The sequence below is a fragment of the Streptomyces sp. NPDC041970 genome, assembly GCF_055588985.1.
This window is the reverse complement of the sequence record NZ_JBVJCD010000006.1, coordinates 148,029-173,763: the sequence shown is the minus strand read 5'-3', so window position 1 is coordinate 173,763 and position 25,735 is coordinate 148,029. Positions and strand designations below refer to the sequence as shown.

The 25,735-nt window shown below is 69.6% G+C and carries 16 protein-coding genes and 3 pseudogenes; 5 read left to right on the top strand and 14 right to left on the bottom strand.

The features are described from left to right. Nucleotides 1–582 precede the first annotated feature (582 nt). Entirely contained in the window at nt 583–3,051 is a 2,469-nt protein-coding gene (locus ACZ6EJ_RS05785; RefSeq protein WP_469264868.1) for a helicase associated domain-containing protein, read from the top strand. A gap of 1,174 nt (nt 3,052–4,225) precedes the next feature. Next, nucleotides 4,226–5,737 carry a hypothetical protein gene (locus ACZ6EJ_RS05780; RefSeq protein ID WP_469264867.1) on the top strand — a complete coding sequence of 504 codons (1,512 nt, stop codon included), beginning with the start codon at nt 4,226–4,228 and terminating at the stop codon, nt 5,735–5,737. Nucleotides 5,738–6,198: 461 nt separating this feature from the next. Here ACZ6EJ_RS05780 and ACZ6EJ_RS05775 read toward each other — a convergent pair whose 3' ends face one another. From ACZ6EJ_RS05775 to ACZ6EJ_RS05760, 4 genes and pseudogenes are all read right to left on the bottom strand, one after another. Then, the gene (locus ACZ6EJ_RS05775; RefSeq protein ID WP_469264866.1) at nt 6,199–6,723 is read right to left on the bottom strand and encodes a P-loop nucleotide/nucleoside kinase family protein; all 525 of its coding nucleotides are present in this window, start codon (nt 6,721–6,723) and stop codon (nt 6,199–6,201) included. 53 nt (nt 6,724–6,776) lie between these two features. Further along, a pseudogene (locus ACZ6EJ_RS05770) lies at nt 6,777–7,044 on the bottom strand (IS5/IS1182 family transposase); the annotation flags it as partial. A gap of 694 nt (nt 7,045–7,738) precedes the next feature. Continuing rightward, nucleotides 7,739–8,274, bottom strand: a pseudogene (gene tpg / locus ACZ6EJ_RS05765) (telomere-protecting terminal protein Tpg). A gap of 1,499 nt (nt 8,275–9,773) precedes the next feature. Next, a complete protein-coding gene (locus ACZ6EJ_RS05760) occupies nt 9,774–9,983 on the bottom strand; it encodes a cold shock domain-containing protein (protein ID WP_469264865.1) in 210 nt (69 codons plus the stop codon). Nucleotides 9,984–10,524: 541 nt separating this feature from the next. Here ACZ6EJ_RS05760 and ACZ6EJ_RS05755 point away from each other — a divergent pair. Beyond that, a complete protein-coding gene (locus ACZ6EJ_RS05755; RefSeq protein ID WP_469264864.1) occupies nt 10,525–10,932 on the top strand; it encodes a DUF6415 family natural product biosynthesis protein in 408 nt (135 codons plus the stop codon). 786 nt (nt 10,933–11,718) lie between these two features. Next, nucleotides 11,719–11,847: a hypothetical protein gene (locus ACZ6EJ_RS05750; protein ID WP_469264863.1), complete on the top strand. Its 129-nt coding sequence runs from the start codon at nt 11,719–11,721 to the stop codon at nt 11,845–11,847. A gap of 257 nt (nt 11,848–12,104) precedes the next feature. Here ACZ6EJ_RS05750 and ACZ6EJ_RS05745 read toward each other — a convergent pair whose 3' ends face one another. Together ACZ6EJ_RS05745 and ACZ6EJ_RS05740 are read right to left on the bottom strand one after the other, a co-directional pair. Continuing rightward, nucleotides 12,105–12,398: a zinc finger domain-containing protein gene (locus tag ACZ6EJ_RS05745; protein WP_469264876.1), complete on the bottom strand. Its 294-nt coding sequence runs from the start codon at nt 12,396–12,398 to the stop codon at nt 12,105–12,107. 742 nt (nt 12,399–13,140) lie between these two features. Next, complete coding sequence (locus ACZ6EJ_RS05740; protein WP_469264877.1) at nt 13,141–13,266, bottom strand: hypothetical protein; 126 nt, start codon at nt 13,264–13,266, stop codon at nt 13,141–13,143. A gap of 41 nt (nt 13,267–13,307) precedes the next feature. Between ACZ6EJ_RS05740 and ACZ6EJ_RS05735 the strand changes: the two are divergent. Then, nucleotides 13,308–14,055, top strand: a pseudogene (locus tag ACZ6EJ_RS05735) (DnaB-like helicase C-terminal domain-containing protein); the annotation flags it as partial. A 964-nt stretch (nt 14,056–15,019) separates the two neighbouring features. On the opposite strand, the gene ACZ6EJ_RS05730 reads toward ACZ6EJ_RS05735, so the two are convergent. The 8 genes from ACZ6EJ_RS05730 to ACZ6EJ_RS05695 all read right to left on the bottom strand — a co-directional run bounded on the left by ACZ6EJ_RS05730 (nt 15,020) and on the right by ACZ6EJ_RS05695 (nt 25,732). Further along, nucleotides 15,020–15,823, bottom strand: a complete 804-nt coding sequence (locus ACZ6EJ_RS05730; protein ID WP_469264862.1) for a DUF1963 domain-containing protein — start codon at nt 15,821–15,823, stop codon at nt 15,020–15,022. A gap of 351 nt (nt 15,824–16,174) precedes the next feature. Beyond that, complete coding sequence (locus ACZ6EJ_RS05725) at nt 16,175–17,701, bottom strand: ABC1 kinase family protein (RefSeq protein WP_469264861.1); 1,527 nt, start codon at nt 17,699–17,701, stop codon at nt 16,175–16,177. Nucleotides 17,702–17,717: 16 nt separating this feature from the next. Beyond that, nucleotides 17,718–19,127: a wax ester/triacylglycerol synthase domain-containing protein gene (locus ACZ6EJ_RS05720; protein WP_469264860.1), complete on the bottom strand. Its 1,410-nt coding sequence runs from the start codon at nt 19,125–19,127 to the stop codon at nt 17,718–17,720. Nucleotides 19,128–19,137: 10 nt separating this feature from the next. After that, complete coding sequence (locus ACZ6EJ_RS05715; RefSeq protein ID WP_469264859.1) at nt 19,138–19,650, bottom strand: hypothetical protein; 513 nt, start codon at nt 19,648–19,650, stop codon at nt 19,138–19,140. A gap of 97 nt (nt 19,651–19,747) precedes the next feature. Then, entirely contained in the window at nt 19,748–21,940 is a 2,193-nt protein-coding gene (locus ACZ6EJ_RS05710; protein ID WP_469264858.1) for an SDR family NAD(P)-dependent oxidoreductase, read from the bottom strand. A gap of 215 nt (nt 21,941–22,155) precedes the next feature. Then, nucleotides 22,156–24,510 (bottom strand): beta-ketoacyl [acyl carrier protein] synthase domain-containing protein, encoded by a 2,355-nt coding sequence (locus ACZ6EJ_RS05705; RefSeq protein ID WP_469264857.1) that lies wholly within the window; start codon nt 24,508–24,510, stop codon nt 22,156–22,158. Next, complete coding sequence (locus ACZ6EJ_RS05700; RefSeq protein WP_469264856.1) at nt 24,507–24,758, bottom strand: acyl carrier protein; 252 nt, start codon at nt 24,756–24,758, stop codon at nt 24,507–24,509. Before ACZ6EJ_RS05700 ends, ACZ6EJ_RS05705 begins: the two co-directional genes overlap by 4 nt. Continuing rightward, a complete protein-coding gene (locus ACZ6EJ_RS05695) occupies nt 24,734–25,732 on the bottom strand; it encodes an ACP S-malonyltransferase (RefSeq protein ID WP_469264855.1) in 999 nt (332 codons plus the stop codon). Before ACZ6EJ_RS05695 ends, ACZ6EJ_RS05700 begins: the two co-directional genes overlap by 25 nt. Nucleotides 25,733–25,735: the final 3 nt, after the last annotated feature.

Below are 25,735 nucleotides of genomic sequence, written 5' to 3'. Positions count from 1 at the left end.
CCCCGCGGAGCGGGTATCCATGCGCTGCGCGCATGGCAGAGACGGAATGCGCTGCGCGCATTCTGAAAGGCGCTGCGCGCCTTTTTAGAAAGCGCTGCGCGCTTTCTAAAATTCACGCTTTGCGTGAATTGGATTACCGCTGCGCGGTAATCGTGTGGGGTCCCTTCGCTGCGCTGCGGGACCGGGCGTCCGCTGCGCTCCCGCCCTGCCGGCTTCGCCGGGCTGGCTACGGTGGAGGGGTGGCGATGCATCATCTTGCCTGCCAGGTGCGATCCCAGATGGCCTGTCACCACCGACCGGGGCCGGCCCCGTTGCCCGCCCTCTCCGGGGGGGCCCTTTCGAGGGCAGGGAAACCGCCTCACGATACGAACCCCTCCGAGGTTGCGGAGGGGGTAAGTGCCCGCACAGGCTTTGTGTCGATCCGAGGGGCATAGCACACTGGCAAACCACCGAGAGGGTAGATTGAGACGACCTCAACTCGAAGGAGTGCATCACGCTGCATGAACCTGGTGCATCAAGTGATGCACCAGGTAGCATCCCGAGGGAACAGTCACCCCCTCCCCGGATATGGAGACGTCACGTATGAGTCAGGAAATTATGCTCCGTCCGCATCAAGCGGAAGCCGTGGACGCGATCGTGGCCGGGCTGGAGATCCGGCCGGGGCAGCGTATTCCGGAGAACGGTTTGCGGGGTCAGGTGCACGCGGCGTGTGGCACGGGAAAGACGTTCATTGCCGCCGGTGCGGCCCAGCGCATTTCTCCGCACGGGCGGGTCCTGGTCCTTCTTCCGACGTTGGAGTTGTTGGCGCAGACGGTGCGGGAGTGGCTGGCTTTCGGGCGTTCGGGGCCGATGGTGGCGGTGTGCTCGATGGAGGACGACCCGCGGCTGTACGACCTGCGGGTCCCCTCGACGACGAGCGCCCCGCAGCTCGCGTTGCACTACGGCAGCGGGCCGGTGACGGTCTTTGCGACGTACTCGTCCCTGCCGGTCCTGGTGGAGGCCCACGAGGGCTCCTACGGGCTTCCGGTGGACGTGTGGGATCTGGTCTGTGTGGACGAGGCGCACAGGACCAGCGGGTCGCTGGGGAAGGCGTGGGCGGTCGTCCACGACCAGGAGCAGGTGCCGGCGATGCGGCGCCTGTATCTGACGGCGACGCCGCGGATCTGGATGGAACGGCCCCGGCCACGGTGGAGGCCGGAGGAGTCGGGGACGGGAGCGGGGTCGGGGGCGGTGGATCGCCTGCCGGCGGAGATGGCGTGCTCCATGGCGGATGAGCGGATCTTCGGGCCCGTGCTCTGGGCCATGGACCTCTCGGACGCGATCTCGCGGGGCCTGCTGGCCCGATATCAGATCGTGGTCGTCGAGCTGCGGGACAAGCGGCTGACGCTGGAGAAGCTGTACGGGGAGGAGCGGAACGAGGAGCACGTGCGGGGTGAGCGCCTGGCGGTGCTCCAAGCCGCCCTCCTGGAGACGATGGCCGAGCACGGACTCCAGCGGTGCATCACCTTCCACCACCGCACCGTCGAGGCGCACGCGTTCTCCGCCGGGTTGGGCAAGGTCGCGGCCCGGCTGCACGCGGCCGATCCGGACCGGCACCCCGCGCGGGTGTGGTCGGGGTGGCTGTCGGGCCAGCACGAGCCCGAAGCACGCGCGGACGAACTCGGCCGGTTCGGGCGGTGCGCCGGCCGTGCGGTGATGTCGAACTGCCGGGTCCTCGGCGAGGGCGTCGACTGCCCGAGCGTGGACTCCGTCGCTTTGATCGACCCGAAGGGATCGGCCGTTGATATCGTCCAGGCCATCGGAAGGGCACTCCGCCAAAAGCCCGGCCAGGACAAAATGGCGACCCTCATCGTGCCTGTTTTCCTCGGCCCGGACGAAACCCAGGAGGATATGCCGTATTCGGCTTCCTATCGGCCTTTGCTGAAAGTTCTTTCCGGGCTGCGCGCGCACGATGAACGCGCCGTGGAAATGCTGGCCATTCCGCAGGAGGACACGGCGCGCACGAAACCGGGGTCGGCCTGGCTCGGTCGCGCACCGGAGAGCGACGACGAGGAGGAACAGCGGTTGCTGCTCCGGTTCGGAGCGCACCGGGATCCGGCGCTGGTGGCGCGACTGGTGCAGTACAACCTGATCGAGCCCGAGCACGCGAACTGGCGGGCCGGACACCGGGCCGCGGTCGCCTACCGGCAGCGGGAAGGCGACCTCGCGGCGCCCTACCACCACGTCGAGGGCGGCGACGAGCGGGGCGAGGGTGGGTTCCCGTTGGGACGGTGGCTGTCCGACCAACGGCGGGCGATGCGGGCCGGGACCATGCTGCCCGAGCGGGCGCAGGACCTGGAGGCGCTGGACATCGTCTGGGACCCGGCCGACGCCGCGTGGGAGGAGAACCTGGGTGCGGCCCGCGCGTACTTCGAGGCGTACGGAACTCTCGCCGCGCCGGTCACCGCGATGATGCTGGACCGGCCGGTGGGGCAGTGGTTGGCGAACGCGCGGAAGAAGGGCGGGCTCGGCAAGGACCCGGAACGGGCCAAGCGGCGTGCGGCGGCGCTGGCCGCGATCGATCCGGACTGGAACCCCGCGTGGCCGGTGGACTGGCAACGCCACTACGCCGCCCTGGCGGGCCTTGCGAAGCCCGGCAGCACGCTCGGGCGCCTGGAGCCGGGGGCGCTGGTCAACGGCCTGGACGTCGGCCGGTGGCTCACAGCCCAGCAAGAGGCGTGGGGACGGCTGTCCGAGGAGCAGCGCGAGCGCCTGGTCCAGCTCGGCGTCCGGCCGACCGAGAAGCCGGATACCGCGCCCGTGAAGGCGCGGTCGCGGCGGGCGCCGGGCGGGGCGTTCCAGCGGGGCATCACTGCGCTCGCCCAGTACGCCGAGCGGGAAGGGCGGGTCGTCGTCCCGCGGACCCACATCGAGGAACTCCCGGACGGACCGGTGAAACTGGGAATCTGGATCAGCAACACCCGCAACCGGCGCGCGGGGTTGACCGAGGAACAGCGCGGGCAGCTCACCGCACTCGGCGTGAACTGGGCAAAGCCGGCGACGGCACCATGAGCACGAAGAGGGCGGCGCGCGAGGAGGGCAGTGCGCAAGGGGTACGGCGCGCAAGGGCGGTGACGGGGTCACCAGCCCCCCGATGGTCTGCCGGGCCGCACATCGTCATGGCGGACGAGTGGGAGTCGGTGAGCGCGAAGGTCTGGCGCAGCCAGCTCAACTGGCCGGCGGTCAGCTCTCCGATGGACAGTGCGCGCAGCGCGTGCCACAGCATGACGGCATTCCTATCGACGGGCGTACGGACGGGCACGGACTAGGCGGCGGTGTGCGGGGCGAGGTGGATCGGGTTGGCCCAGGCGCGGCCTCCGGAGGCGTCCTCGACGGTGACTCGGCAGAACCCATCGCGGAACATCGCGCTCCTCCACCCGCCGCGAACACCCGCGAACCCCCAACTCCACTTCCGACCCCGAGCCCCTCCCCGTGACCACGGCCTTCGAGACCGCAGCCCGTCCGGGAACACCGGGCCCGCACAACGCGGCCGCCACTCCTTCGCCCTCCCTCTCGCGGGCGAAGGCATCGACCATGCCAGCTCCTGTGTCCAACGGGCCGTGCTCCCCGCCCTCGCGGTGCTCCACCTCGACGACGCTCCCGCCGGGCAGGTATTCCTCCTGGCCTTCGCAGCGTCCATTCCGACGCTGACGAACGCCCTTCCGGCCGGAGTGCCGGCTACGAGCAGTGCCTGGCCGATCGACCGCCAGCCGAAAGAGAGTTCTTCGCCCCCTGGCCGGGAAGCCATTCACTCTAACGGGGTAATGCATGGGGGATCGCGGGATAGTACCTTAAGAAGATATCGGCGTCACATATGACTGGACTTCAGTCATTCTTCTGATCACATGCCCGGCGCGGCATCGTGTAGTACCAGCAGCAAAACCCTGCAAGAGGCCGACGAGGCCGCTTCTGTTTTCCACTTCAAGGGCACGACCGGCTTGGGCCATGCGGCTGGATGACGATCGACGTCATATCAGCCATGACACGGCGAACAGCCTTCCCACGGTCTCCTTTCGCTCCCCGATGCGAGGCCCGCCTTCAGTCCCCAGGATTCCTCAACGCGCCGACCCTCTCTCGACTTCCACTCGTTTCGGCCCCAGGGCGACGTTTACCCTCGCGCTCGAACTGCCAGACGCAGGGGCGCGCGGCCAGCGCCATCTCTCCACCCAACAAAAGGAGTTGATCCATGAGCACATGCGGCTGCGGGCAGCCCCCGATCACCATCGGCGACTGTCCGCCCCCCAAGCCAGGCTGCCCGCCCACTCCGTGTACCTGCTCCAAGCGGTCCGAGCGCTGCGAGACGACCTCACTGCGGGACTCCGCTCCCTACCGGGTCGCGGCGACCGCGAGGAGCACCGACCCGACGCCGTACTACACCATCGCGAACACCCACGCGGCTCTGGACCCCGTCGTCGCCCAGACCATCCTGAACAGCGGCACGGGCACGTTCCCGGCCGACGACGGGACGCACAACGGGCAGCACACCTGGCTCGCCGGAGTCGTGCACGTCGATCCCGCGTCACTGCGCGGCAGCCCCACCAACGTCACGATCAGCGCCTCGGTCCGTGTGCACAACGATGGCCCGGCCGCGGCGTGCCGACTCTACGGACGCTTCGCACTCTGGAACGGCACGACCCCGATCCGCACCGATCTCCTGGGCCCGCCCGACCTGCCCGCGGGCGGCGATGACAACGGCGCCATCCAGGCGGCCACCGTCCCCCTCGCGGACGTCCTCGCGGGCAAAGTCGTCGTCGAGCTCAACTTGGAGACGGGCAACGACGACGCCTGCCGAGTCGGCCCCAAACAGTGGACCGTCGACAGCTTCGTCCTCACCGTCCAGGCGTCCGCCCCGGGCTGCGGCAGACCGTTCCTCCGTACGACCTGCCGCGACTGCGACGGCGCGATCACCTGCACGACCGACACCCTCGACGGCTCGTCCCGCCCCTACGCCCCGGTCCCCCCTGTCGTCCCCGTCTCCTCCTGCCAGGACGGTTGCTCCACCGCGCGCCCTCCGTGCATCTCCACCGACCGGGGCAACGCCATCACCCGTGGCAGCGACGGGTGCCTGTACGCACCCGATGCACCAGCTCTGGACCCGTCCCCGTGCAATGCCGCACGGCACACGACCGGTGGGCTGCTCGTGCCACGGATCGACGTCACGGGTATCGCTCCCGGCGGCAACACCAGCTCCCACCGGTCGGTGGACATCGACGTCACCGGGACGCCCGGCTGCCCCGAGCGGTGGCGGGTCGGCGCCCGCCTCACCCCGGTGAGCGCGTTCCTCAATGCCGAGCGGCAGCACGCCAACCTCCTGGCCCGGGCCGGCACCGACGTGCCGATCCCCGAGTCCGACATCGTGCTCCCGGAAGCCGGTGTCTACCACATCGACAGCGACGTGCGGTACGCGCTCGGTTCCGCCACCGGGGGCAGCGGCTACATCATCGGCTGGCTCCGGGACGAGACCACCGACACCCTCCTGACGAGCTTCACCCAGATCGCGGCCATCAACGCCGAGCGGCAGGAGCAGCAAGGCGGAACCACACACATCATGACCGAGTACACGGTCGCCTCCGGCCCTCGGACAGTCCGTCTGCACCTGATGTTCGTCCTCACCGGCGGCAAGATCTCCAACGCCGAGGCCGGCGGCACCGACAGCAATGGCGCGACCCGGATGCGCTTCCTCAAGGTCAGGGACTAGCCAGGCCGCAGAGGACAGGAGTGAGGAAACCCCCTGCGTGCTTGATAACGGCTTGAAGGCAGGGGTGAGGTCGCGGACGAGCTTCACGCGATGTCGGACGCCGATCCGCAGTGCCAGATCGAGGCTTCGGTCGCCGCGTCCGCGGCCTGCTCCCCCAACTCCAGAAAGGACGCGGCCTGACAGGTCTGGAAGACACCGTTGGTCTTGATGCGGGCCGGTGGGTGTTCCGCCTGCCTCTCGCGGATGAGCCGGTGGGCACGGCGGGCGTCGCCGAGGTCGAGCAGTGCTCGGCCGGAGTCGACGGCGAGGTCGGCGGTTATGTCGCCACCTGCACCACGAGGGCACCGGGTCGGCGGCCGGTGTGTCCAGGGGTTCTCGCCGTGCTAGGGCCTGTCCGACGTATCGTTCCGGGCTGGTGCAGGGCACGCCTGGTACGACTGAGTCGCCGTGGGCCGCAGCAGTCACGCGAACGAGGGCCACCGGTCGGCGGCCCACTCCCGCCAGTCGACCCACCCGGGCGGCAGGTTGGCGGCCCTGTGGCCCTCGAGCTCTGCCGCGTCGGGCTCCTCGAAATGCGCGCGCCCGTGCACGATGTCTGCTTCGGACATCGGCAATGTCTCTTCGGGGTTGGTCGCCCAGCGGTGGGCGATACGGGCGCGTTGGGTCTCCTCGTCCACCGGCAGGTAGACCATGTGGAAGCACCCTCCCTCGGCCTCCACGAGCCAGCGAATCGCGGACCGTTCGTCCCGTGACCAGCAGCCGTAGTCCACGACGACGTTGGTGCCGAGTCTGACCGCCTCAAGGGCGAGCCAGAGCATACGCCCCTCCAGCACGTCGCGCTTGCCGTCGGCCTCTGCCTCACCGAACAGGGGAATCATCCAGTCGTCGGGGGTCAGACGCAGCGCGCCGTGCTCCGCGGCGAGCTGCCGAGCCCGCGTGGTCTTCCCGGCCCCTGGCAGGCCGACCATCAGGAACAATGTATTCACCCCCAGATCGTGGCAGAGAAGCGAATCAGGCGGCCACCGTATTATCCGCCCGCTCAGGGGCTGAGCCACAGCCGGAGGGAGGCCACAGTGACAGTGCCGTGGAAGACGAAGGCGTGCTTGTCGTAGCGCGTAGCCACTGCGCGGTAGTTCTTGAGCCGGTTGATCGTGCGCTCGACCTCGTTGCGGCGCTTGTATGTCTCCATGTCGAAGCCCGCTGGCCGGCCTCCTCGGCTTTCTCGGCGCCTGTGGTTGGCCCGCTGGTCCTTCGGTTCCGGGATGGTGTGCTTGATCTGGTGTCCGGTAGCGGCGATTACGGCGGGCCAAGCCAAACCGAGCAGGGCCAGCGGAATGTCGTACCCGCTCACAGAGTGACGCGAGCGCTTTTGACCGCCCTTGGGTCTGGGACGCCAGCCCGTGGATCATTCAACGCGCGGGGAGGTCGGGCATCATGCCGAAAATGTCAGCCCCACAGAACAACGCTCTTCAGGTCAGCCAGAATGCAGCCACGCAGGCGCGCTGACCGACCACCCGCGGGCGATGGCAGTCCGGGAAGAGATCCGGATGGCCGGCGGGGACTGGGAAGCGGCGCCTGCGCAGGGCCACCGGACACGGTCGGCCATCGCCGGGCCGCTGCCGCGGGTGCGAGCCCCTGCTTCCCGCCCGCACCGGAACCGCGGAGGCCGGCGCGCGGGCCGCGTACGGCCTACGGGCGGTCACCAAGCCCGACGGCGCTCCAGGAGGCGCGGGAGCGCGCGATCCGGGCCGCCGACGACCTGGTCGCCGCCGCCGGGACCGTCCTCGCCCCTTGGCCCGAACCGCGGGAGCGGCGGCCGGTTCGGCTCTTCCCGACCCGGCCGGCCCTCCCGGCCCAGGTTGCCCTACAACGTGCCCCCAGCCTCTCGCGGCAGCGGGTATTCCGCAGCTCAGGGCACATGGTCAAGGGGGCGGAAGCCGCCGACTGCTTCCCTGAGAGACCCTGATGAGACCTCGGAAGCGAGAGCCCGGCCGGGGCGGTTCAGATCTGCATGTCGATGCAGTCGATGCCGGTGAACACGACGTCGTGGAGGTTGTCGGCGCGGCGGCCGCGGTCGGTGAAGTACTGCTCCCGGAGCCCTTCAGCGACGAGGGCCTGGAGTTGCGGGTCGGTGGCTCCGGTCGCGTGGGCGTCGAGGTGCGGGCGGCGTGGGCGGGCGGGAGGTGTTGGGTGATCCGGCGCAGGCACCCGTCGTCGAAAGTGCCGGCGGCAGCGGCAGCGGTGAACCCGACCCGGGCGCGAGTCTCGACCGTGATGCCGGACGAGGCCGCGGCCTGCTTGCGGGCCCGCTCCCCCACCCGGGACTGCCAACGCGACCGCACCTCCCCCTCCAGGCGGGCGGCCAGCGCAGGGCGCGGCTGTTGGATCCGGCCGGTCAGGTAGCGCTCGACGGTGCGCTGGGACACGCCCAGCAGACGGGCCGCCTCCCTCGTCGAGCCCTTGACGGACTTCACCAGGCCCCGGACCCGCGCACAGGCCGACCTCGGGACCGGGCGGGTCGCCGTGCCGCTTCGCAGTTCTCCGCGACGACTCCCACAGGCGGTTGCTCCTCCCGATGATCGTCTGCACGGCCCCTCACGGCCGACCTTCAATGGGGCGGCCGGGAAGGGGGCGCTCCGCTGAAGATCGGTGCTCGGAACGGCGCGGAGACCGGTTGCTGGGCTTCCTGGGTCTCCCGGACGGATACGGAGACCGCTGCGAGGTCCGGGTACTGCGCGGCCAGCTCGGCGCAAATGCGGGCCGTCTCTTCGGCCTCGGTAAGAACTCTCCAACCTGAGACAACATCAGGCGCCACGCGATAAGACCCCACGACAGCGATCCCACCCATCAACCTCTCACCCCATGACAACGGCCTGCCCACCCGAAAAGAGCCGCCGACCAGCCCGGCAACACCCATCCCCGGACCAGCACAACCGACCCTCACCACCACCGACACCAACCCAAGAGATCGCAGCCGGGGGGCGGCGGAAGCGGCCTCGCGGCGTGCGGAGGGAATGGAAGCGGGTGGAACCACGGTGCTGGGCGCGGGCGTTCGTGCTCGGGCTGCTGTCGGAGCTGCCGTGCAAGAACTCACGGCTGGCTCCGCCGACCAGTGCCCAGCCGACGGCCCGGTTCCCGTGCGGCCGTGGCACCGAGGTGAACGTCCGTACCGTGCCGCCGATCCCGACGGGCCTGCCGTCACTGCTCCTGCGCTTGGGCGGGCGAACCCGCTGCCCTGGTGGCGCCTGCGGGTGAAGTCCACAGCCCAGACCTGGCGGACGTATCCAGGTCGGCCAGTGACGGCCGTCAAGGGTCCACCGGTGCGGACTCCGCAGTGCGCGAGCAGGCCGGTCCGTTCGCCACCGACTGGACCGCCCCGGCCCTGGCTGACGGCGGCCCGCGTGGATGGCGGCGGGAGTTCGGCATTCGACGGGCCGGCCCTGGGGCTGGTTCCGTTCCGGGGCCCGTTTCAGGTCCTAGAACGGGACCCATTCGCGGTGGTATGTCCAGTCAGCGCGGCATCCCGCTGACCTGGGGGACAAGGGAGCTGGCGAGGCCGGCCCGGCGCGCCGACTACTTCCCTGGGGCGTCCCTGCGTGCCGTGAAGTTCCGGTCCGGCCCGTGTCCGCACCGTCCCTGCGGGTACGTCGGCTGCCGCGGATGACGGCGGGGTGTTCTTCCGGGGTGCGTTTCGGGTGCCGTGGAGGTGCGTCGGGGATACCGTCGGGGTGTCGTCATCCTAAGTGACGAATGTTGAAGTGCCTGGCAGGGGCGGTGTTCCGATGCGTGCGGTGCTGACTACTTCATATTCCCCACCGCGTCGGCCGCCCTGGATCTCCGGCACCACCGCGCCCCCGCCGTCCGGCCGGACCGGCTGGACGCACCGGCTGCGCCGCCGGACCTACCGTGCAGCCGGGATGTGTCGACGCCGTGGCGGGTCCGCCCTTCCCACCCGCACATGCAGCGGCGGGCGGTCCCCTCGAATGGACCGCCCGCACGGTCAGCCCGGCCATCGCCTCCAAGACCCTCACCGGAGTCAGGGTCGGATGTCGTGCGCTTCCAGGCGCCGCTCGCCCAGGGTGATGCGGAATGTGATCTGCTGGCCTTCGGCCACGCAGGTCAGGCCCGGGGCGAACGCGGTCTGCTCGAAGTAGATGGGATCTCGTCCGTTACGAGGCACGACGAAACCGTGACCCTCATCGCGGTTGTAGTACTGGACGAACCCAGTACAGCGTGTTTCGGGCATGTTGTCCCTTACTGCAGCAGAATGGCAAAAAGTCTATGAATAGCTCTATCTCTCTCTTATAGCGCTTGCCCCGCAATCGCTCCCTCATGAGCGACGACCAGGCACCACCGGGAGCACGCCAGCGGTCAAACCACGCGCTCCGGGCGCGCAAGAAATCCTTGCGCGCACCCCAGGACGCCCCCCACCGCAAGGTGACATTCGCCAGTGACGACATCGGTAGTCACGGTGGCGGCAGCAGGAACCGGGCGCCTGAGCGCGATGGATGCCTGGGGGGAGTCGATCCCCCGTTGAGGACCAATCCGTTTCCTTCGTCGCGTCGAACAACAACGACGAACCCAGCGACGAGGGAAGTACCCATGAGCGCACCCACACTCACCGGTCCCCGACCGGAAGCTCCCGGCCTCCAACCACCCGTCTTCGGGCGGCTCTTTCCCGCGCTTATCGCACACGCCGACCGCGGCCATGCCCGCTCCCTTGTCACCCAGGCACCCGGCCCCGGTGCTAGCGGCGATGACCAGGCCGACCACACGGCGGGCGCCCGATGAACGACGCCCACGTCGTATGCCACGACCCTCACAGCCTGATCGAGGCGCAACCTCCCCTGGACCGCGCCCCATACGAAGCGCTCGTCAACGCCGTGCTTGCGTGGCACAACCCGAACCTCACCGCGCCCGACTTCGAGCAGATCGTGCTTCAGCTGACCAGGCACGCCCGCGCGGTCGCCGCAGACGTGCAGCGTCACGCCGCCGCCCTGCCGAAGAACGACGGCCGTGGTGCCCTCGCCGAAGTCATCCTCGGCGAAGCCGCCGGACGCCTGTCCCAGCCGATCGAGGGCACTGCCCGCTGCGCGCAGAATCGCGCCCGCCTTGCGCGCGCCCTCTACAGAAACCTGGACCGCCTCCAGGCCGCGCCCGACCGCACGGCGGATGACAGCCCCGGGCCATGGTGACATCGTCGCGATGCACACCGCCATCCGCGACTTCAAGGCCCGCTGGGACCTGACTGCGATGTCCCCGACGGACCAGTTACCGCGCGCCGTGCGCCGACCGCGGGCGAGCCCGCGAAAGCCGACCGGCACGAACACCTGGAGACCGAGCGTCAGGTTCTGCAGCGCACCGTCTGCGAGGCCGCAGCCCTTGCCGGTACCGACACCGGTTCCTGGACCGGTGCCAGGACGTGGGCCTGCGCGTGTGGGAACGCCACGACACTATCGGCACGCAGCCTGGTGCCAGGCCGACCGGCCGCACCTGACCGACTTCGCCCGCGCGGTTGCAGCCGCCATCGCCCCTGTCTCGGCGCGGCAGGCCAGTACCTCTTACCAGGCCTGCTACGACGAAGGGGGTTTCCTGCGGGCCCCGGCCCGCAACGGCGCACGGCTCTTCGCCGACCGGGCCGCCCAGATCCAGGCCATGGCCGAACGGCTCCTGCGGGGGCCAGGCCACACGTGCCCGAACCACCCGGCCCCCGTCCGCGCCACCGCAGACGGCCGTACCGCATCCCCCCACGCCCAGGGAGCATCCGCAGGGGCCGGGCCGCCGCGTGTGAATACGCGCCGGGAGCGGATGAGCTGTCCAAGGCTGGTGCACCTCCAGGGTTATGGCGGGCAGTTGTGTGGTCACGGAAGCGGCCGCATCATGAAGCCGCGCGTCACCGGATTTCCCAAGGTGATGCGGGCACGGGATCCACAGCGGCAGGCCCGCGTCTTCGTGGTGCGGGCCGCCGGTCGGTGGGCGGAGTGTGCGCCATCGGCCAGTGGGGCCAGGGCCTGGAGATGTGCTGCGGCCGCACCGTCGACATCGCCGTCCACACCTTCATCCTGAACACCCGGAACTACCGCGAGTTCCGCCACCGGCACTTCGACTGACCGGTTCGAGTGGACCCAGTACCCCGGCCACGGGCCCGGAGCCGAGGTGCTGGGGCGCCCTTCGCCGTGCCCTGGACCTTGGGGCCCGCGGAGGGCAGGGAGGCGGTGTTCCTGGCCCGCCAGGGGGTCGGGACGACCGGTGTGGACCTCTCGGCCGTCCAGGTCGAGGCGCGGCCGCCGGAGTGATCGTGGCCGGCCTGGCGAGTGGCGTACCGCGCCGCCGTGTCGACGCGGATTGGGAGCACGAGCATCTGCCGTTACTTGCGGGCGGCTGCCGCCATCGCCCGCCGAACGATCTGCGGACGTTCCTGGTGGGGAATGGCGGTGGACTTTACGGTGCCCTGGACGGCGCGGACCGTGCAGCGCGTGCCAGGAGGCGCCGCGCACCGAGGGCAGGTGACCTTCAGCCACCGCTCCAGCGGGACAGCCCGGGTGTTGGGGTCCTTGTACGGGTTGGCAGTCCCGCCACGAGATCGCGGAAGGGTGGAGGCGGGGTCGGGCTTGGTAGGCCGCTTTGCCTTCTGGCGGGGGCATGAGCCCTTGACGTGCACGGGCTTGCCGCGGGAGCCGGACTCCGTGCTGCGCTCGGCCTTGCCGGCGATGGGCCGACCGCACCAGGCACAGATCAGCGGTCCGCGGGCCCGGGAGCGCCGCGTGGGGCGCTGCACGGCTTTCGCCTTCGCCGCCCGGCGGACCTCGGTGGAGCCGTCCGGGCGGGTCACCGTCACCGGAGAGGCCGGGGGAACGTCGTATTCACGCAGGTTGGGGGTCGCGGTGTAGGTCTCGCCTGAACGCCCGCCACGGCCGATACGTCGGGTCACGTGCTCAGCGCAGGGGAGCGGGAGCCGTCCCGAGACGAGTTGGTTCTCACGGTCCGAGGGCCGTGTCCGCGCGGCTCCGGCCGCGAGAGCGGCAACGGTCGAGTAGGGCCGTCAGCAGGCAGGCCCTGCGTCGCCCGGTACGAGCCGGGGCCGGACGGCGGTGGGTGTTCTCCCGGACGTCGAGGTCGTCGCCTACGGGGCAGTGGCGGGACGAACACCACGGTCGCGGCCCGCAGGCCGCCGAGTTCAGCGTGGCCTTCCGTGCGGAACACGGGCACGGTCCGTCGTTCAAGCGACTGGGCGGCGGCCTGCGCTGGCCCCCCGGTCCTCGGCTTCGTCGTGAACCGCCTGGTGGGGAACGAATGGCTGACGAAGACCGGGTAAGTTCCCTGGACGCTCCGCCTGGGAACAGATGCCCAGCAGCAAGGGCAGCGGTGATCTGTCCGCGGAGCATCGACGGCGGTGCTCGGCGTTAGGCATCGTCGTGGGCGAGGCTCAGCTCGATCCGGGTGTCGTGGAAGTGGGGCCAGTCCATGATCAGGCGGAAGCGGTGGTGTGGCTCCAGCCGTTCGGGGTCGGCCGGGCCCTGTCCGCGCACGATCTTGGCGTCGTCGGACTGGACGAGTTCCGCGACGGCGGGGGATCCTCACCGGGTTCAGCGACCCCGACGCTCTCACGGGCGGCCTGAGGCCAGGTCACCTGACCGTCATCGCCGCCCGGCCGGCCGTGGGGACCTCCACCCTCGCTGTGGACTTCCTGCGCCATGCGGCTATCGAGCACAATCTTCCGGCCGTGCTGTTCACCTACGAGTCCGACCGGAAGGAAGTGGGCCAGCGGATCCTCTCGGCCGAAGCGCGCGTCGCCCTGCACCACATGCGGTCGGGCACCATGACGGACGACGACTGGGTCAGGCTCGCCCGGCGGATGCCCGAAGTCTCATCCCCCCTGTATATCCAGGACGACGGGTGGCCCACCTACACCGCCCTCAGAGCCCAGTGCCGTCGCCTGGTCAGTCAACACGACATCAGGCTCATCGTCGTCGACAACCTGCAGATGCTCACCTACGGCACGCGACCGCTGGGCTCCCGCTACGAGGAGATCTCGGAGATCTCCCGGTGCCTGAAGCTCCTGGCGAAAGAACTCATGGTCCCCATCGTCGCGCTCTCCAAGAGCAACCGGGGGGCGGACCAGCGGACGGACAAGAAGCCGATGCTGAGCGATCTGCGTGACTCCGGAGCGTTGGAGGACAACGCCGACCTGGTCGTCCTTCTCCACCGGGAGGACGCGTACGAGAAGGACTCCCCGCGCGGGGGAGGCTGGCTTGATCATCGCCAAGCACCGCCAGGGCCCGACCGCGACGATCACCGTGGCCTTCCAGGGGCATTAGTCACGTTTCGTTGATATGTCGCATACCGCAACAGCTCGATCAGCGGCATCCTCCGACAGCGAGAAGACCGAGTAGCGGTCAGGCCGGATCGAGACCGCAGGCAAGCGCGTTGTACCGGTGCCCGTCGCCGAAGGTCAGCTCGATGCCGTCCCCGTATGCCTTCCTGCCGGAGATCACGGTGCCCAGGGTGTCGTCGGGCAGGCCGGGCCACCGGTGCAGGACTGCACGCGGTCGCCGTCGACGTGCGAAGGGTGCCCGGCCGGGCACCGCACATCACGATCCGGCATCGGTCCGGGAAGGACAGGCGACGCCATGGGGCCAGGTCCGAGCGTGTGGGACGCCACTGGGCGGGCGGAGCGGCGTTCCAGGGGTGAGCGCGGCCTCGACCGGGCGAGGGGGCGAGCCGCGGATTCGTACGCGACGGCCGTGTCGAGGCGCCGACCGGCAGGGTCCGGGGGCGCCGGCCGGCAAGGGCAGTCCCCGGCTGGGGCTGGCGGGGTCCTGGCGCGCCTGGATGGCCGCCTGCGCCGACCAGGTCGGGCGTCGCGGCTGCGGGCGCTCTACAGGCCGGGTTTGTGCTGGGGCTCCCCCGCTGGGGGTGGGGGTGGCGACTGGGGGTGGGGGTGGCGACTGGGGGTGGGGGTGGCGAGGGGCGGGGGTGGCGAGGGGCGGGGGATGATGCGTCGTGAGGGTTCGTCCGAGGTCATCGACATCTGCCGTCGGAAGTCATGAACAAAGCCAACCAGGACCAGCTCGTCGGGAAGCGTCGGCAGCGCGAGGACGCTAAGCGCCGCCAGCACCTCAAGGCCTTGTCCTGACCCTTCACTCAGTCCGACGGCGCTGCACCCGTGGTGCGGCGCCATTTTCGTGGGCGGGCAGTAAGGCGGTCCCGTGCGCCGAGTGCAGGCCCTCGTGATCGAGGACCGGTGGCCTGCCGTTCCGGCTCGCCCCCGTCATGGCCTGCTCAGGGGTTCCAGAAGACGGTGGTGAACACGCGCTCGAAGCGTCGGGCCGCGAGGTCCTCGCGCTGGATCACCCAGTGGACAGTCGCGCCTTCCCGCTTCTCCACGTCCCTGCCGGCGTACCAATCGGCGAGGAGCACCCAGTCGGCCACGTCGGCCGAGACGGGACCGTCCCAGTGGCCGGCCTCCACCGCCTGCGCCGCGACGGACGCCGCGACGTCGACCGGGTCGAACTCCACGATCTCCTCGTCCGCGTATCCTCCGATCTGCATCTGCGCCGAGGGCGCGATGAGGTTCTTGGTGTCTGCCCAGATCTCGACGAGTTCGGAGCAGTAGGGATGACCGGGAAGGTATACGGCTTCCTCCTCACCGGGGGGAACGACGAACTGGTGGTGGGGGAGCGACACGTCGGTCCGCGCCCGGAGCGCCCCTTGCGGATAGCTCGCGAACACCCCGTCGTCCTCGGCGATGTTCGTCGGGTTCCAGGCGGACCGATCCCGTCGGGTGACGGCCGCATCGGCTGGCACGTGGATCACGGTGCCCATGGAGGTGTCTTCGCCGGTCTCAGGCAGGGCGAAGAACAGCAACCGGCCGTCGGGCGGCAAGGGGAGGTCCGTTGCGCCGGCCGGCAGTGCGGCGAGGTCGACCGAGGCCACGAAGGGGTGTCCGGGATCCGGGGTGTCGGTCGGAAGCAGCAGGGGGCCGCCGAACCGTCCCACGACCGGTCCGGTGTCGTCGTCGGACAGTGCCAGGGTGGCACAGGGGCGGGCTGTGGCCAGCCACCGCTCCACATCGTCGGCCGGCACGCCTTGGGCCTCGGCTTCTTCACGGAAGGGACGGAACCGGTCCCGTATCGCAGACGTCATGGGCGCACCGTAGCGAACGAAGCGGAGCGCGGGGACAGCGATCTCCCCTGCGGCGCCCACGCGTTGGCGCTCGACGACACAGCGCGCCACGAGCAGACCCCGAAGGCCACTGGCGGTCGGACGGTGCCGCTCGCGCGACCGACGTCACGGGCAGCACCGCCAGCCGAACGGCAGGACATACGACGACCCGACGTGCTCTTCACGATGCATGGTGACGGCCTCTTCTGCGACTCGCAACCCGCCGCCTCACCAGCTTGACCGTGCCCATAGGGGCACCCCCTTTGATTCCCATCACGATTGGCGGCGCTGTTTTGCTCGCCAGATGAGGGCGGCAAGGACGGTTGCCTGGAGGACACGGCGCACACGTGCGTCGGCCCGGCCGTTACGAGGCGAGAGGCATTGCCTGGCGGTTTGGGCTACCTGGACAGTCAGTTGCTGGTTGGAGATGTCACGGATGATCCCGCGGATTTCTCCGGGGGTGGACAGGCTACCGATGAGCCCTTCCATCAGGTTACGAGCGGCTTGCTGGTCCGATGACGCCTCGCGCAGGTACGCGGCAACGATGCTTCGCATCTCCTCACGGAAGACGTCGGTTACCGACAACTCCGGCGCAAGGTAGCGCACAGAGCCCTCGGCGTTGGCGAAGGACTTGCCCAGGATGGAGATCATGGGACTGGTGCGTATGCCCCGGCGCGAGGAGCTGGCTAGGACGGAAGTGAGAGTCGCGCCGAAGTTGAGCTCTTCCAAAGAGGCCGATGTGATTTTCGGGACGAGTGCGGCCATGTCCTGGGTGAAGGCTGAGACATCGGCCCAAGGGGTGACCGTGCCCATCTCGACCCATGCCTTGGCGAGCGCGTGGCCGTCGTTCTGGGAAAGGCTGAGCAGGCCGAGCATCAGCGACATGCTCTGCCGGCGGTCGATGTGGCCGATCATGCCCCAATCAAGGAGAGTGGCGGGTTGTCCGGCAGCGACGAAAACGTTGCCTGGGTGGGGGTCGGCGTGGAATGTCATGTCGGTGAAGTAGCCGTGGAACATGAAGGCAAGCAGCTGGCGCCCGATAGCCCGTCGCTCGTCCCGCGCGAAGCACGCCGGGTCCGCGTCGCGGATGCTGGTTCCCGCAGCGATGCTTTGGATGAGGACCTTGGGGGTGGAAATGAGCGGTTCGGGAACGGTGACGAGGCTGAAGCACCGAGCGGCGAGGCGTGCCCGGTCCATGTTGCGGGCCTCCAGTGTGAAGTCGAGCTCGGGACGCATGGCGTCGAAGATGACGCCGAGCATGGACTCGACATCGATGGTGGCGTTGCATACGGGTGCCTGTTTGGCGAAGACCCTCGCCAGACGGCGTAGTGTCCTCATGTCTTTTTCCACCAGGGGGCGGATCCCGGGCCTCTGGATCTTGACCGCCACCCGACACCCGTTAGTCAGTGTCGCGGCGTGGACCTGGGCCAGCGAGGCGGTGCCGATGGGTTGGTCGACGTCGAAGTGGCGGAAGCGGCGGTGCCAACCGCGTCCGAGACTTTCTTCGAGCACGGGCTCCAGCAGACGAAAGGGCAGCACGGCGACACGGTCGTGCAGGAGTTCCAGCTCTTTGGCGATGGGAGCGGCGACTATGTCGGGCCGAGTCGACAGGATCTGCCCGACCTTCATGTACAGCGGCCCAAGCGCTTCGAACGCCTCCCGCACCGCCACCGCGTGGGCCGCTCCCCTGGACATGTCGCCTGCCGGTTCGCCGAGCGCCCCGGGGAGTTCCCGCCGGGCAGATGCGTGGACGACGTGGTAGGCGACCTGGGCGAGCAGAAGGGCGCGTGAAGGCTTCACCTGCCGAACCCTCCACTCACGGCTCGACCTTTCCGCCGTCGGTCGAGCAGGTGCCGGTCGGATCTGCCAGCTCTCTGACGGCCTGGCAGATGTGGTGGGCGACGAGCTGCGAGTCGGGAATCACTGTGGGATCGACGTTGACAGCTACATGGCAGATGTCTTGGTAGGACATGAGCGTGACGGTGATGGCTGAGCCGAGGGTCGGAGCGATGGCGTAGATCTCGCTGACTCGGTGGCCATTGATCGACGCCGCGGACGTAGGGCCCGGCATATTGCTGACTACAAACTCGTGGGTGGCGCAGAGACGCAGGAACGCCGCTTCGAAGAAGGGCCGCGGCAGTAAGGGGCACAGCAGGGCGATGGCGCCCATCCAGTCGAAGGAGTCTTGGTGGTAGCTGTCTCGGACGGCGCGTCGGACAGCGCGGATGCGGGTGGGCACGTCGGGGAGTTCGGCGCGAATTGCAAACCGGACGATGAACCAGTGATTGCCCTGGCGTCGTGGATCGTGCGCGGCGGCCTGGGGCGCGCGGCCGTAGGGCGAGAAGACACGCACGTGGCGCCGCCGTACGCCGTGGTGCGCATTGTAACGGCGGCAGCCTTCCACGATGGCGGCGACGAGCGCGTCGTGGACGGTGCCCCCGGACGTGACGGCGAGTTGCTTGACGGCTGGCAGGGGCACGGTGGTGGTGAAGAAGTGCCGGCGGAACTGGCCCCCCGCTTCTGGTGCGGGGTGCGGGAGGTCAAGCATGTCGACGCCGGCCCGGCCCAGGAAGCGCGCCGCCTTGAGGGTGCGGCGGACGCGGGAGGAGAGCGGCGCGGGCCGCTCCTCCCCCGGTGCCGGGTCGTTTGCCTGGGTCATGGGGCTGGCCACCTGCCACGGGTCCTGGGTCCTCGACGTGTCGCGAGGGAGGGGAGCGGTCGCCCTGTCGGCCTGCCGCAGAAAGGTCTCCCGCAGCCGGATGCCGTCGGCGATGCTGTGGGAGATCTTGAGTACATAGGCGGATCCACCGTCCTCCAGACCGGGGAGGAGGTAGCCGTTCCACGGCGACCGGCCCTGAGGGAATGGGATCTCGGCCAGGGCCTCGGCCGTTTTGAGAACGTTGAGGCGGGTGCCGTCGCCGCCCGCCTCGACGCGCTGGAGGTGGTGAGCGAGTGAGAAGCTTTCGTCCGGGACCCAGCGCGGCCTTCCTCCGCGGCCGCGTCCGGGGGCCACCTGGCTGCGTAGGCGCGGCATTGCGCCACAGAGGTTCTCGTGCCAAGCGATGAACGTCTCCCAGGACATGTCACCCTCGAGAAAGATGACGATGACGATGATGGGCCGGGCCCGTCGACCGGATTCCAGGCGCCAGACCATGTGATCCTTGGCGCTCATCACGTCCACCTCGGGTGTGCTCGCAGGTGCGGGGGCGGGGGTGTCCGCGGCCATGGCGATCTCCTCAGTCGGCCCGCTCGGACTGCTTACGGGACTTGGCGCCCTTGCGGTGTTTCCTGCTTCGGCGGTGCGGTTCCTGGGCGTCGTGGCAGTGGCCGTCGAGGTCGTCCATGCGGTGCCCGTGGTGGCAGCACTCGTCGTCGCGGCGGTCGTCGGGGAGCTCCCACCACCGGTCCGACTGCTGGCGCGGGTCATGGCGCCGGTCACCACAGGTTTCGTGGCGCTGGTCACAGCGGCACCTGCGATGCCGACAGGACTCCGACCGCTCGCAGCACCTGGACCCTCGCCGCCCGCACCGGCAGTCCTCGCGGCGGTCGCACCGAGGGTCGTTCCAGCCACACTTGTCGGTCTCTTCCCAGCGGACGTCCTCGCGCCAGTGATTCCGTTCGCCGGGCCGCTCCCCGCAGATTCGGCAGGTGGCTCCGTGGCGTGTCTCGTAGCCGCCGAGCACCTCGCCGACGATCTCCTGCGCGCCTTCCAGCATGTCGGCCATGGCTCGGCCCAATCCTGCGATCATGTACACCGTATTCCTCCTTGTCGTGGCTGATCACTCGTCTTGGCGGGCGGTGGGCTGGCCCTCGTCCGAGGTTGTCGTGCGGTGGCGGCCCAGGTATTCAGGTCAGCTCCAGGCCCTCCATGTGCGCCAGCACACCAGTCTGTTGCGCCGTGGTGGCGGTGGCGTAGGCGTGCTGACGGTCGGGGGAGGCGACGAGGGTGATGTCCACGCCGCCGGTGGCGAGGGCCTGGTCGTTGGCGAGCCCAGCCGGAAGGCGGACGCTGCGGATGGCGCGCGGGGTCGCCAGGCGACCGGGTGCTATGAAGCCAGCGGTTTGCAGGACTGCGTCCATCACGAGCCAGCAGGTCGCCATCCGCGCGAAATGCTCGGTGCTCTGGCCGGTGAGGTCGAGGTGGCATCGGGCTCGTACCCCGTGACGGTCCAGGCGGGGTAGGCAGACGTTGTCGAAGAGCCGCGACAGACGGGCGATGGCGCCTCGGTGCGACGGCCGGCCCCCGGGAGGCGAGGGGGGAAACGACGGCAGCGGCACCGCCTGGCACGCGCCGAGGATGACGTCGGCGGAGAAGTGCAGACCGGGGCGGGGCCGTGGGACGGCAGGGGGGAGGGCGACGCTCCGGATCTCGATGTGCACCAGTCCCTGGTCGTCTGTGCCGGGTGTGTAAGTGGCGTGCAGCTCGTAACGGGTTTGGCGGGGGGCCACGGCGATGGGCGCGTGAAAACGGACCCGTGTGACTTCCTTCGCTGTCCCGCCCGGGACGAGACGCCCGGCGGATGCGACGGCGAGTTCGATGGCGAGCGCCCCGGGCATCAGCGCCGTGCCGTTGCGCTGGTGGCCCAGGAGGTAGGAGTACGGGAGAAGGTCGATCGGCCACACCGCGGAGGCGGTGGGTCCGCCTGAGGAGAGGCGGGCGGGCGAGTTGAAGAAGGCGAAGGCGGGCTGCTGCGGGATGAAGCCGGGGCAGTGGCTGCGGGAGGTGCGACGCTCGGGTGACCCAAGGAAGATGGGTACCGCGTGCGCGAGTCCGGGTGGTGCGGTGAGCTCCCTCGTGAACAGTCGTTGACCCTCTGCGTCGTCAAGCAGGCTCAGGCGTCCCGTGCGGCGGGTCAGGTCGGTGAAACCGGAGCGTGGCCCCAACCCGGAGTCACCCCACATCGTCCAAGCGATCGCTCGCTCGTCGTGTCCCCGCAGCACTTCGTAGCGGGCAGCCGCGTTGAGGGTGTCGTTGGCCGGACCGTAGTCGCATTCACCGGGCAGCCCGAGCACCCCGGCGATGGAGCTGAAGGTGCACCACGTTGCTGGAGCGGGGTCGTCGAAAACGGCTTTGAGGTTGTGGTAACCGCCGACCTTGACGGTCCGTACCTCCCGGAAGGCTGTGAGCGACTTGTTCCGCAATACTCGTGCTCTGCCGATTCCGGCGGCATGGATCAGCAGGTTCACGCGGCCACTGATGTGGTGGATGTGTTCCGCCGCCGCCCGCACGGCGACCGGGTCAGTCACGTCGCAGGTCAGGTAGTGCACACGGGTGTGACCGCAGCGGTGGCGTAGTGCGGCCAGATTGCGCAGGGCCTGTCGGGCGTGTTCCAACTGGTCCCACTCCGCACCGGCTTCGGTGACCCGTAACCCAGGTGAGGTGGTGAGCCTCCGGCGCAGGAACTCCGCACGGCCGGTGTCGCCCAGTGCTCGTGCTCGGTCGGCGAGGGCGGCCACCGGTGTGCTGCCCAACAGCCACACGGTGGGGCGTGTCCGGGCCGTCAGACCGCGTAAGGCGGTGGCAGTGATGCCGCGGGCTCCGCCGACGGCCACGATCACGGTGTCGTCGGTGACGGGATCCCGGTTCTTCGGTGCGGGAAGCGGTGCCGGGATTGCGTGTTCGGCACCACGTGCTCCACTGCGGTAGTACCCGACCGGCAGTCCGTCGGTTACCCCGGACTCGTGGGCGAGTTCGTCCAGCGCGGTCCCCAGGCTCGGGCTGTCGGTGACGGCGGCGTATGTACGCGTGCCGGGCAGCTCCCAAAACGCGCACTTCACGAAACCCGTGAGCAGGGCCGCGTGCGGGTGCGGCATACCGCCCCGCATGGGATCGAGAACCATGGCGGCCAGTGAGGAGCCGCCCGTGAGGCCGGAGGAGGAGAGGTGTTTGGCGGCCAGGAAGAACAATTCCTGCAAGGTCAGCAGGGACGGTGCGGGAGGCCGTGGCCAGGTCGTGGTGCGCAGGTCGGTGACCGCGCGGATGTGCCATGGGGCGCGGTACTCCGCACGACCGGGTCGCTTGCCCCACAACGCACCCATGACGCCCTCCTCCCCGTGAGACACATGCGCGACGTCCGGTCCGGCGGGCATGGTGCACACCACAAGGGCCGGGGAAAGCATCCGCAGGGCGGCTATGCGGGCTGCGAGTCGGGGGTTGTCGGTGAGAACCACGGCGCCAGGTGGGAGGGAGGGGATCTCTGATCGTGTGCGGCGTCCGGGGGCTGGTGTGAGAACCGTGAGGTGTCGTTCCATGGTCATCTGCTCCTCGGATCCCCTTGGGCCGCCCGGCGTTCAACGGTGACCGCGGGGGCGAGTGGGCCCGATGCCATCACGTGGGGGCCCGGTGCCGCGCCGAGGGCGGCCCTCAGTACGGCGATGGCGCCGTCGGCCGCCAGGTAGGTGGGGCGGGGAGGTCCAGCGTCAGAGGGCGGTGTCGTCGGCCGCAGGCTGGTACGCAGTGTCGCGATCCGTGGCCAGCCCCTGCTTTCGGCGATGCTGGAACGTGCGAGCACCAGCAGGAACAGTCCATGCGCGATGTCGGTGGCGCCGACGCTGAGCGCCCGTGAGACGAGCTCCGGCGGGGCGGTGCTGCAGCCGAGCACCAAGGCGAGGTCCAGGTCCGCCGTGCGCAGATGGTCGGCGGCCACGTGCACGGCGGCGAGCCCGGAGTCCGGACCGCTGTCCAGCATCATGGTCGGGCCGTGCAGGTCGTACCGGTTGGCGATCCAGCCGAGGGCGACGCTGGGCATACGGCCGGCCAGCGTGTAGGGACCGATCGGAGCCGAGCGTTCGGCGTGTCCGATGAAGAAACTTCTTCCCGCTTCGACGGCTTCACCGTCGGCCAATCGCCGCGTCAGCCTGGTGCGGAAGCACCGTACCGTGGAGTCGGCGGCCAGCTGGGTGGGCCCGTGGTGGGCGCCGAACACGCCGGTGCGGACATGCAGTTCTCGCCAGTCGAAGCGGGGGTCGTGCAGGCGGGAATGGACCAGCGCCAGGGCCATCAGTTGTAGCCGGTCCACCTGGGCGGCGATACGCGGGGCCACACGGGTCTGCTGGAACGGCGGCACGGGGTAGGTGTCGGGGAAGCACCGCTGTGTGGTCGGTGCGCGTCCGCCGACCAGGTTGTCGTGCACCTCCCGCCGAGTGGGAGCCCCGGGCAGCAGGACGTCCCAGTTGACGAGTGCCACCTCGTCCTCCGATCGGAGGGCACCGGAGACCAGGCCGTCCACCGGGCTGTCGGGGTGCTGAACGAGCAGATGGCCGTTGATGCCGCCGAGACCGCAGGCGAAGACGCCGGCGACGCGGCGAGCGGCACCGGAGCGGCCGTCGTCGGACGGGGGCCGGGCGGGCGGCAGCGGGTGTTCGCGGGGCCGGACCCGAACGGTTCGCGGTGTGCTGCGCTGCGGGGTGGTGAAGCACTGTTGGGCAGGCACAGTGGTGCGACGCAGGCCGTTGAGTACCTGGATCAGCGAGACCACTCCGCAGGCCATCCCGGTATGCCCGACGACGGGCTTGTCGGAGGTGACGTCCACGCCCTGCGGGTGAACAGCGGCCAGGGAGCGCGTCTCGGTGGCGTCGCCGGTCACGGTGGCGGTGCCGTGCGCCACCACCCATCCGACCTGCCCTGGGTCCAGGCCGTTGACTGCAAGGGCTCGTCGCATGGCGGTGATCTGGCCCTCGGAACGAGGTGCGAAGATCGCCTTGCCACTACCGTCGGAGGCGCCGCCGAAGCCGGCCAGCACGCCGTGGATCTCGTCGCCGTCCCGCCGGGCGCGCTCCAGGAGCTTGAGGACCACCACCGCGGCCCCGTCGGAGAAGGCTGTTCCATCGGCCTGCGCGTCGAAAGCCCTGACGTGCCCGCTGGGTGACAGGGCGCCCATCTTGGCGAAGTAGACCTGGCGCAGCGGCCCGTGGGAGCTGACCCCTCCGCAGACCGCGATATCGGTTTCGTCGGCCAGCAGGTGCCGGACTCCTAGGTCGACGGCGTACAGACCGGCGGGGCAGATGTTGTCGACGACGAGCACCGGCGTACCGTCCGGGACGATGCCCCGCATTGCGCGGTGGACGAGAGTGTGCGGTTGGAAGTGGTGATGGGGGTGCGCGGCACTGGAGTCCGTCGCCGTCAGCCGGGCTCGCAAGCGGGCACGGTTCGCCTCGTGGTCGCCCGGCAGATTGTGGGCTACTCCAGTGGCGGCCAGGTCGGCGGCGAGTGCGGCGTCCCACTCGTGGCTGGCTTCGGTGGTCGCGGCCAGGAAGAGGGCGAACCGGCCCCCGTGGCGTGTGCGCGGCGCGTCGAGCGCCTGGAGGAGGCTGTGCCGTAACCAGGCGGCTTGCAGGTCACCCTGCCCAGGAGCGGTCCACGACGCCTCCAGCGCGGGGTGCGGGGTGAAAGCCGTGAGCTCTCCGAAGACACGTCCGTACGTGCGGTCCTCCGCCGCGGGGTTTCGCGTCCAGAAGTCGTCCGGCGCGAAGCGGGCACGCGGTTCACGGAAGACGGGGCGGCCGCGCTGGACCAGCCTCCACAGCTCTTTCGGACTCGCGGCTCCGGGCACTGCCAGCCCGGCCCCGACGACGGCCACCAGCGGGTGACCGGACGGTGCCGCCCTCATGACCGTAACCGGAGGAGGTAGTCGGCGACCGACCTGGGGGTCAGCGGGGAGGGGGCGTCACTCTCCGGTGCCAGCGTCAGCCGCCAGCGTTCCGCTGCTTGCGCCAGCACCAGCTGGTGCTGGAGGGAATCCACACCCAGCTCCGCCTCCAGGTCGATGTCATCGGTGACCACCTCCGGTGGGTACTCCAGCACCTGGGCGTACATCGTCTTGAGCTCGCTGATCAGTTCGTCGCGGTCGAGGGACATGTGGAGCCTCCTGTGGTCGTGCCGGTACGGATCTCCGCCCTCGCGTCGCACAGGCGCTCGCGGGTGACCCTGACGTGGAAAGGGGCGATGGTTCGTGCGTTCGGGGCGCTGGCCTCGACGAGATCTGACAAGGTGCGCTTCAGCCCGCACTCGACGAAGATTCGGATGCCGTCGTCGTACAGGTCCCGCACTGCCCTGGCGAAGTCGACCGGGAGCAGCATTTGCATCGCCAGCGTCTCGGCCAAGTCGTCACAGGGCAGGTAGGTGCGGCCCAGTACAGGTCCGTAGATCCGGCGTCTTGGTTGTTGCGTCGGCACCGATCGAGAGGCCGCCGCGCAGCGTCGGGACACCGGGATGAGCAGCGGGTGGTGGTGCGGGCAGAGGTCGGTGCGCAGACGCACCGGCCGCACGCCCTCGGCCAGCGCCGCGTTTCTGATGCGGTCGATGTGCTCGGCGGGTCCCGACAGCACCATCTGCTCGGGCGCGTTGAGGGCGGCGATGACGACGTCCGGTTCGCGAACCGCCAGTCGGCGCGCCCGGTCACGGCTCAGCGGCAGGGCCAGCATTCGCCCGGCCGGCAGGGGATGCGAGCGAACGGCCATGATCCGTTCGCACAGCAACCGAGCTGCGGCCGACACCGTCAGCCCTTCAGCCGCGACCAGCGCCGCGTACTCACCGAGGCTATGTCCGCAGACCACTTGTTCCTGGATCCCCAGGCGGCGCAGGATTCGGTGGCAGGCGACCTGACTGGCGAAGATCTCCAACGCCCGGGTGTCGCGGCAGTCTCCCGTACCGTCGTCGGCGGTCCGGGGAGGGGCCAGGAGGGCCTGTCGCACCGATGGCAGGCCGTACCGCGCGGTCACCTCGTCGACCTCGGTGACGACCGGTTCGGCCACCGCTTCCGCTTCGCCGGACTGGGAAAAAGCGGACGGATAGAAAGCGCCGAAGCCGGGGAACAATAACGCAATCTCCATCAG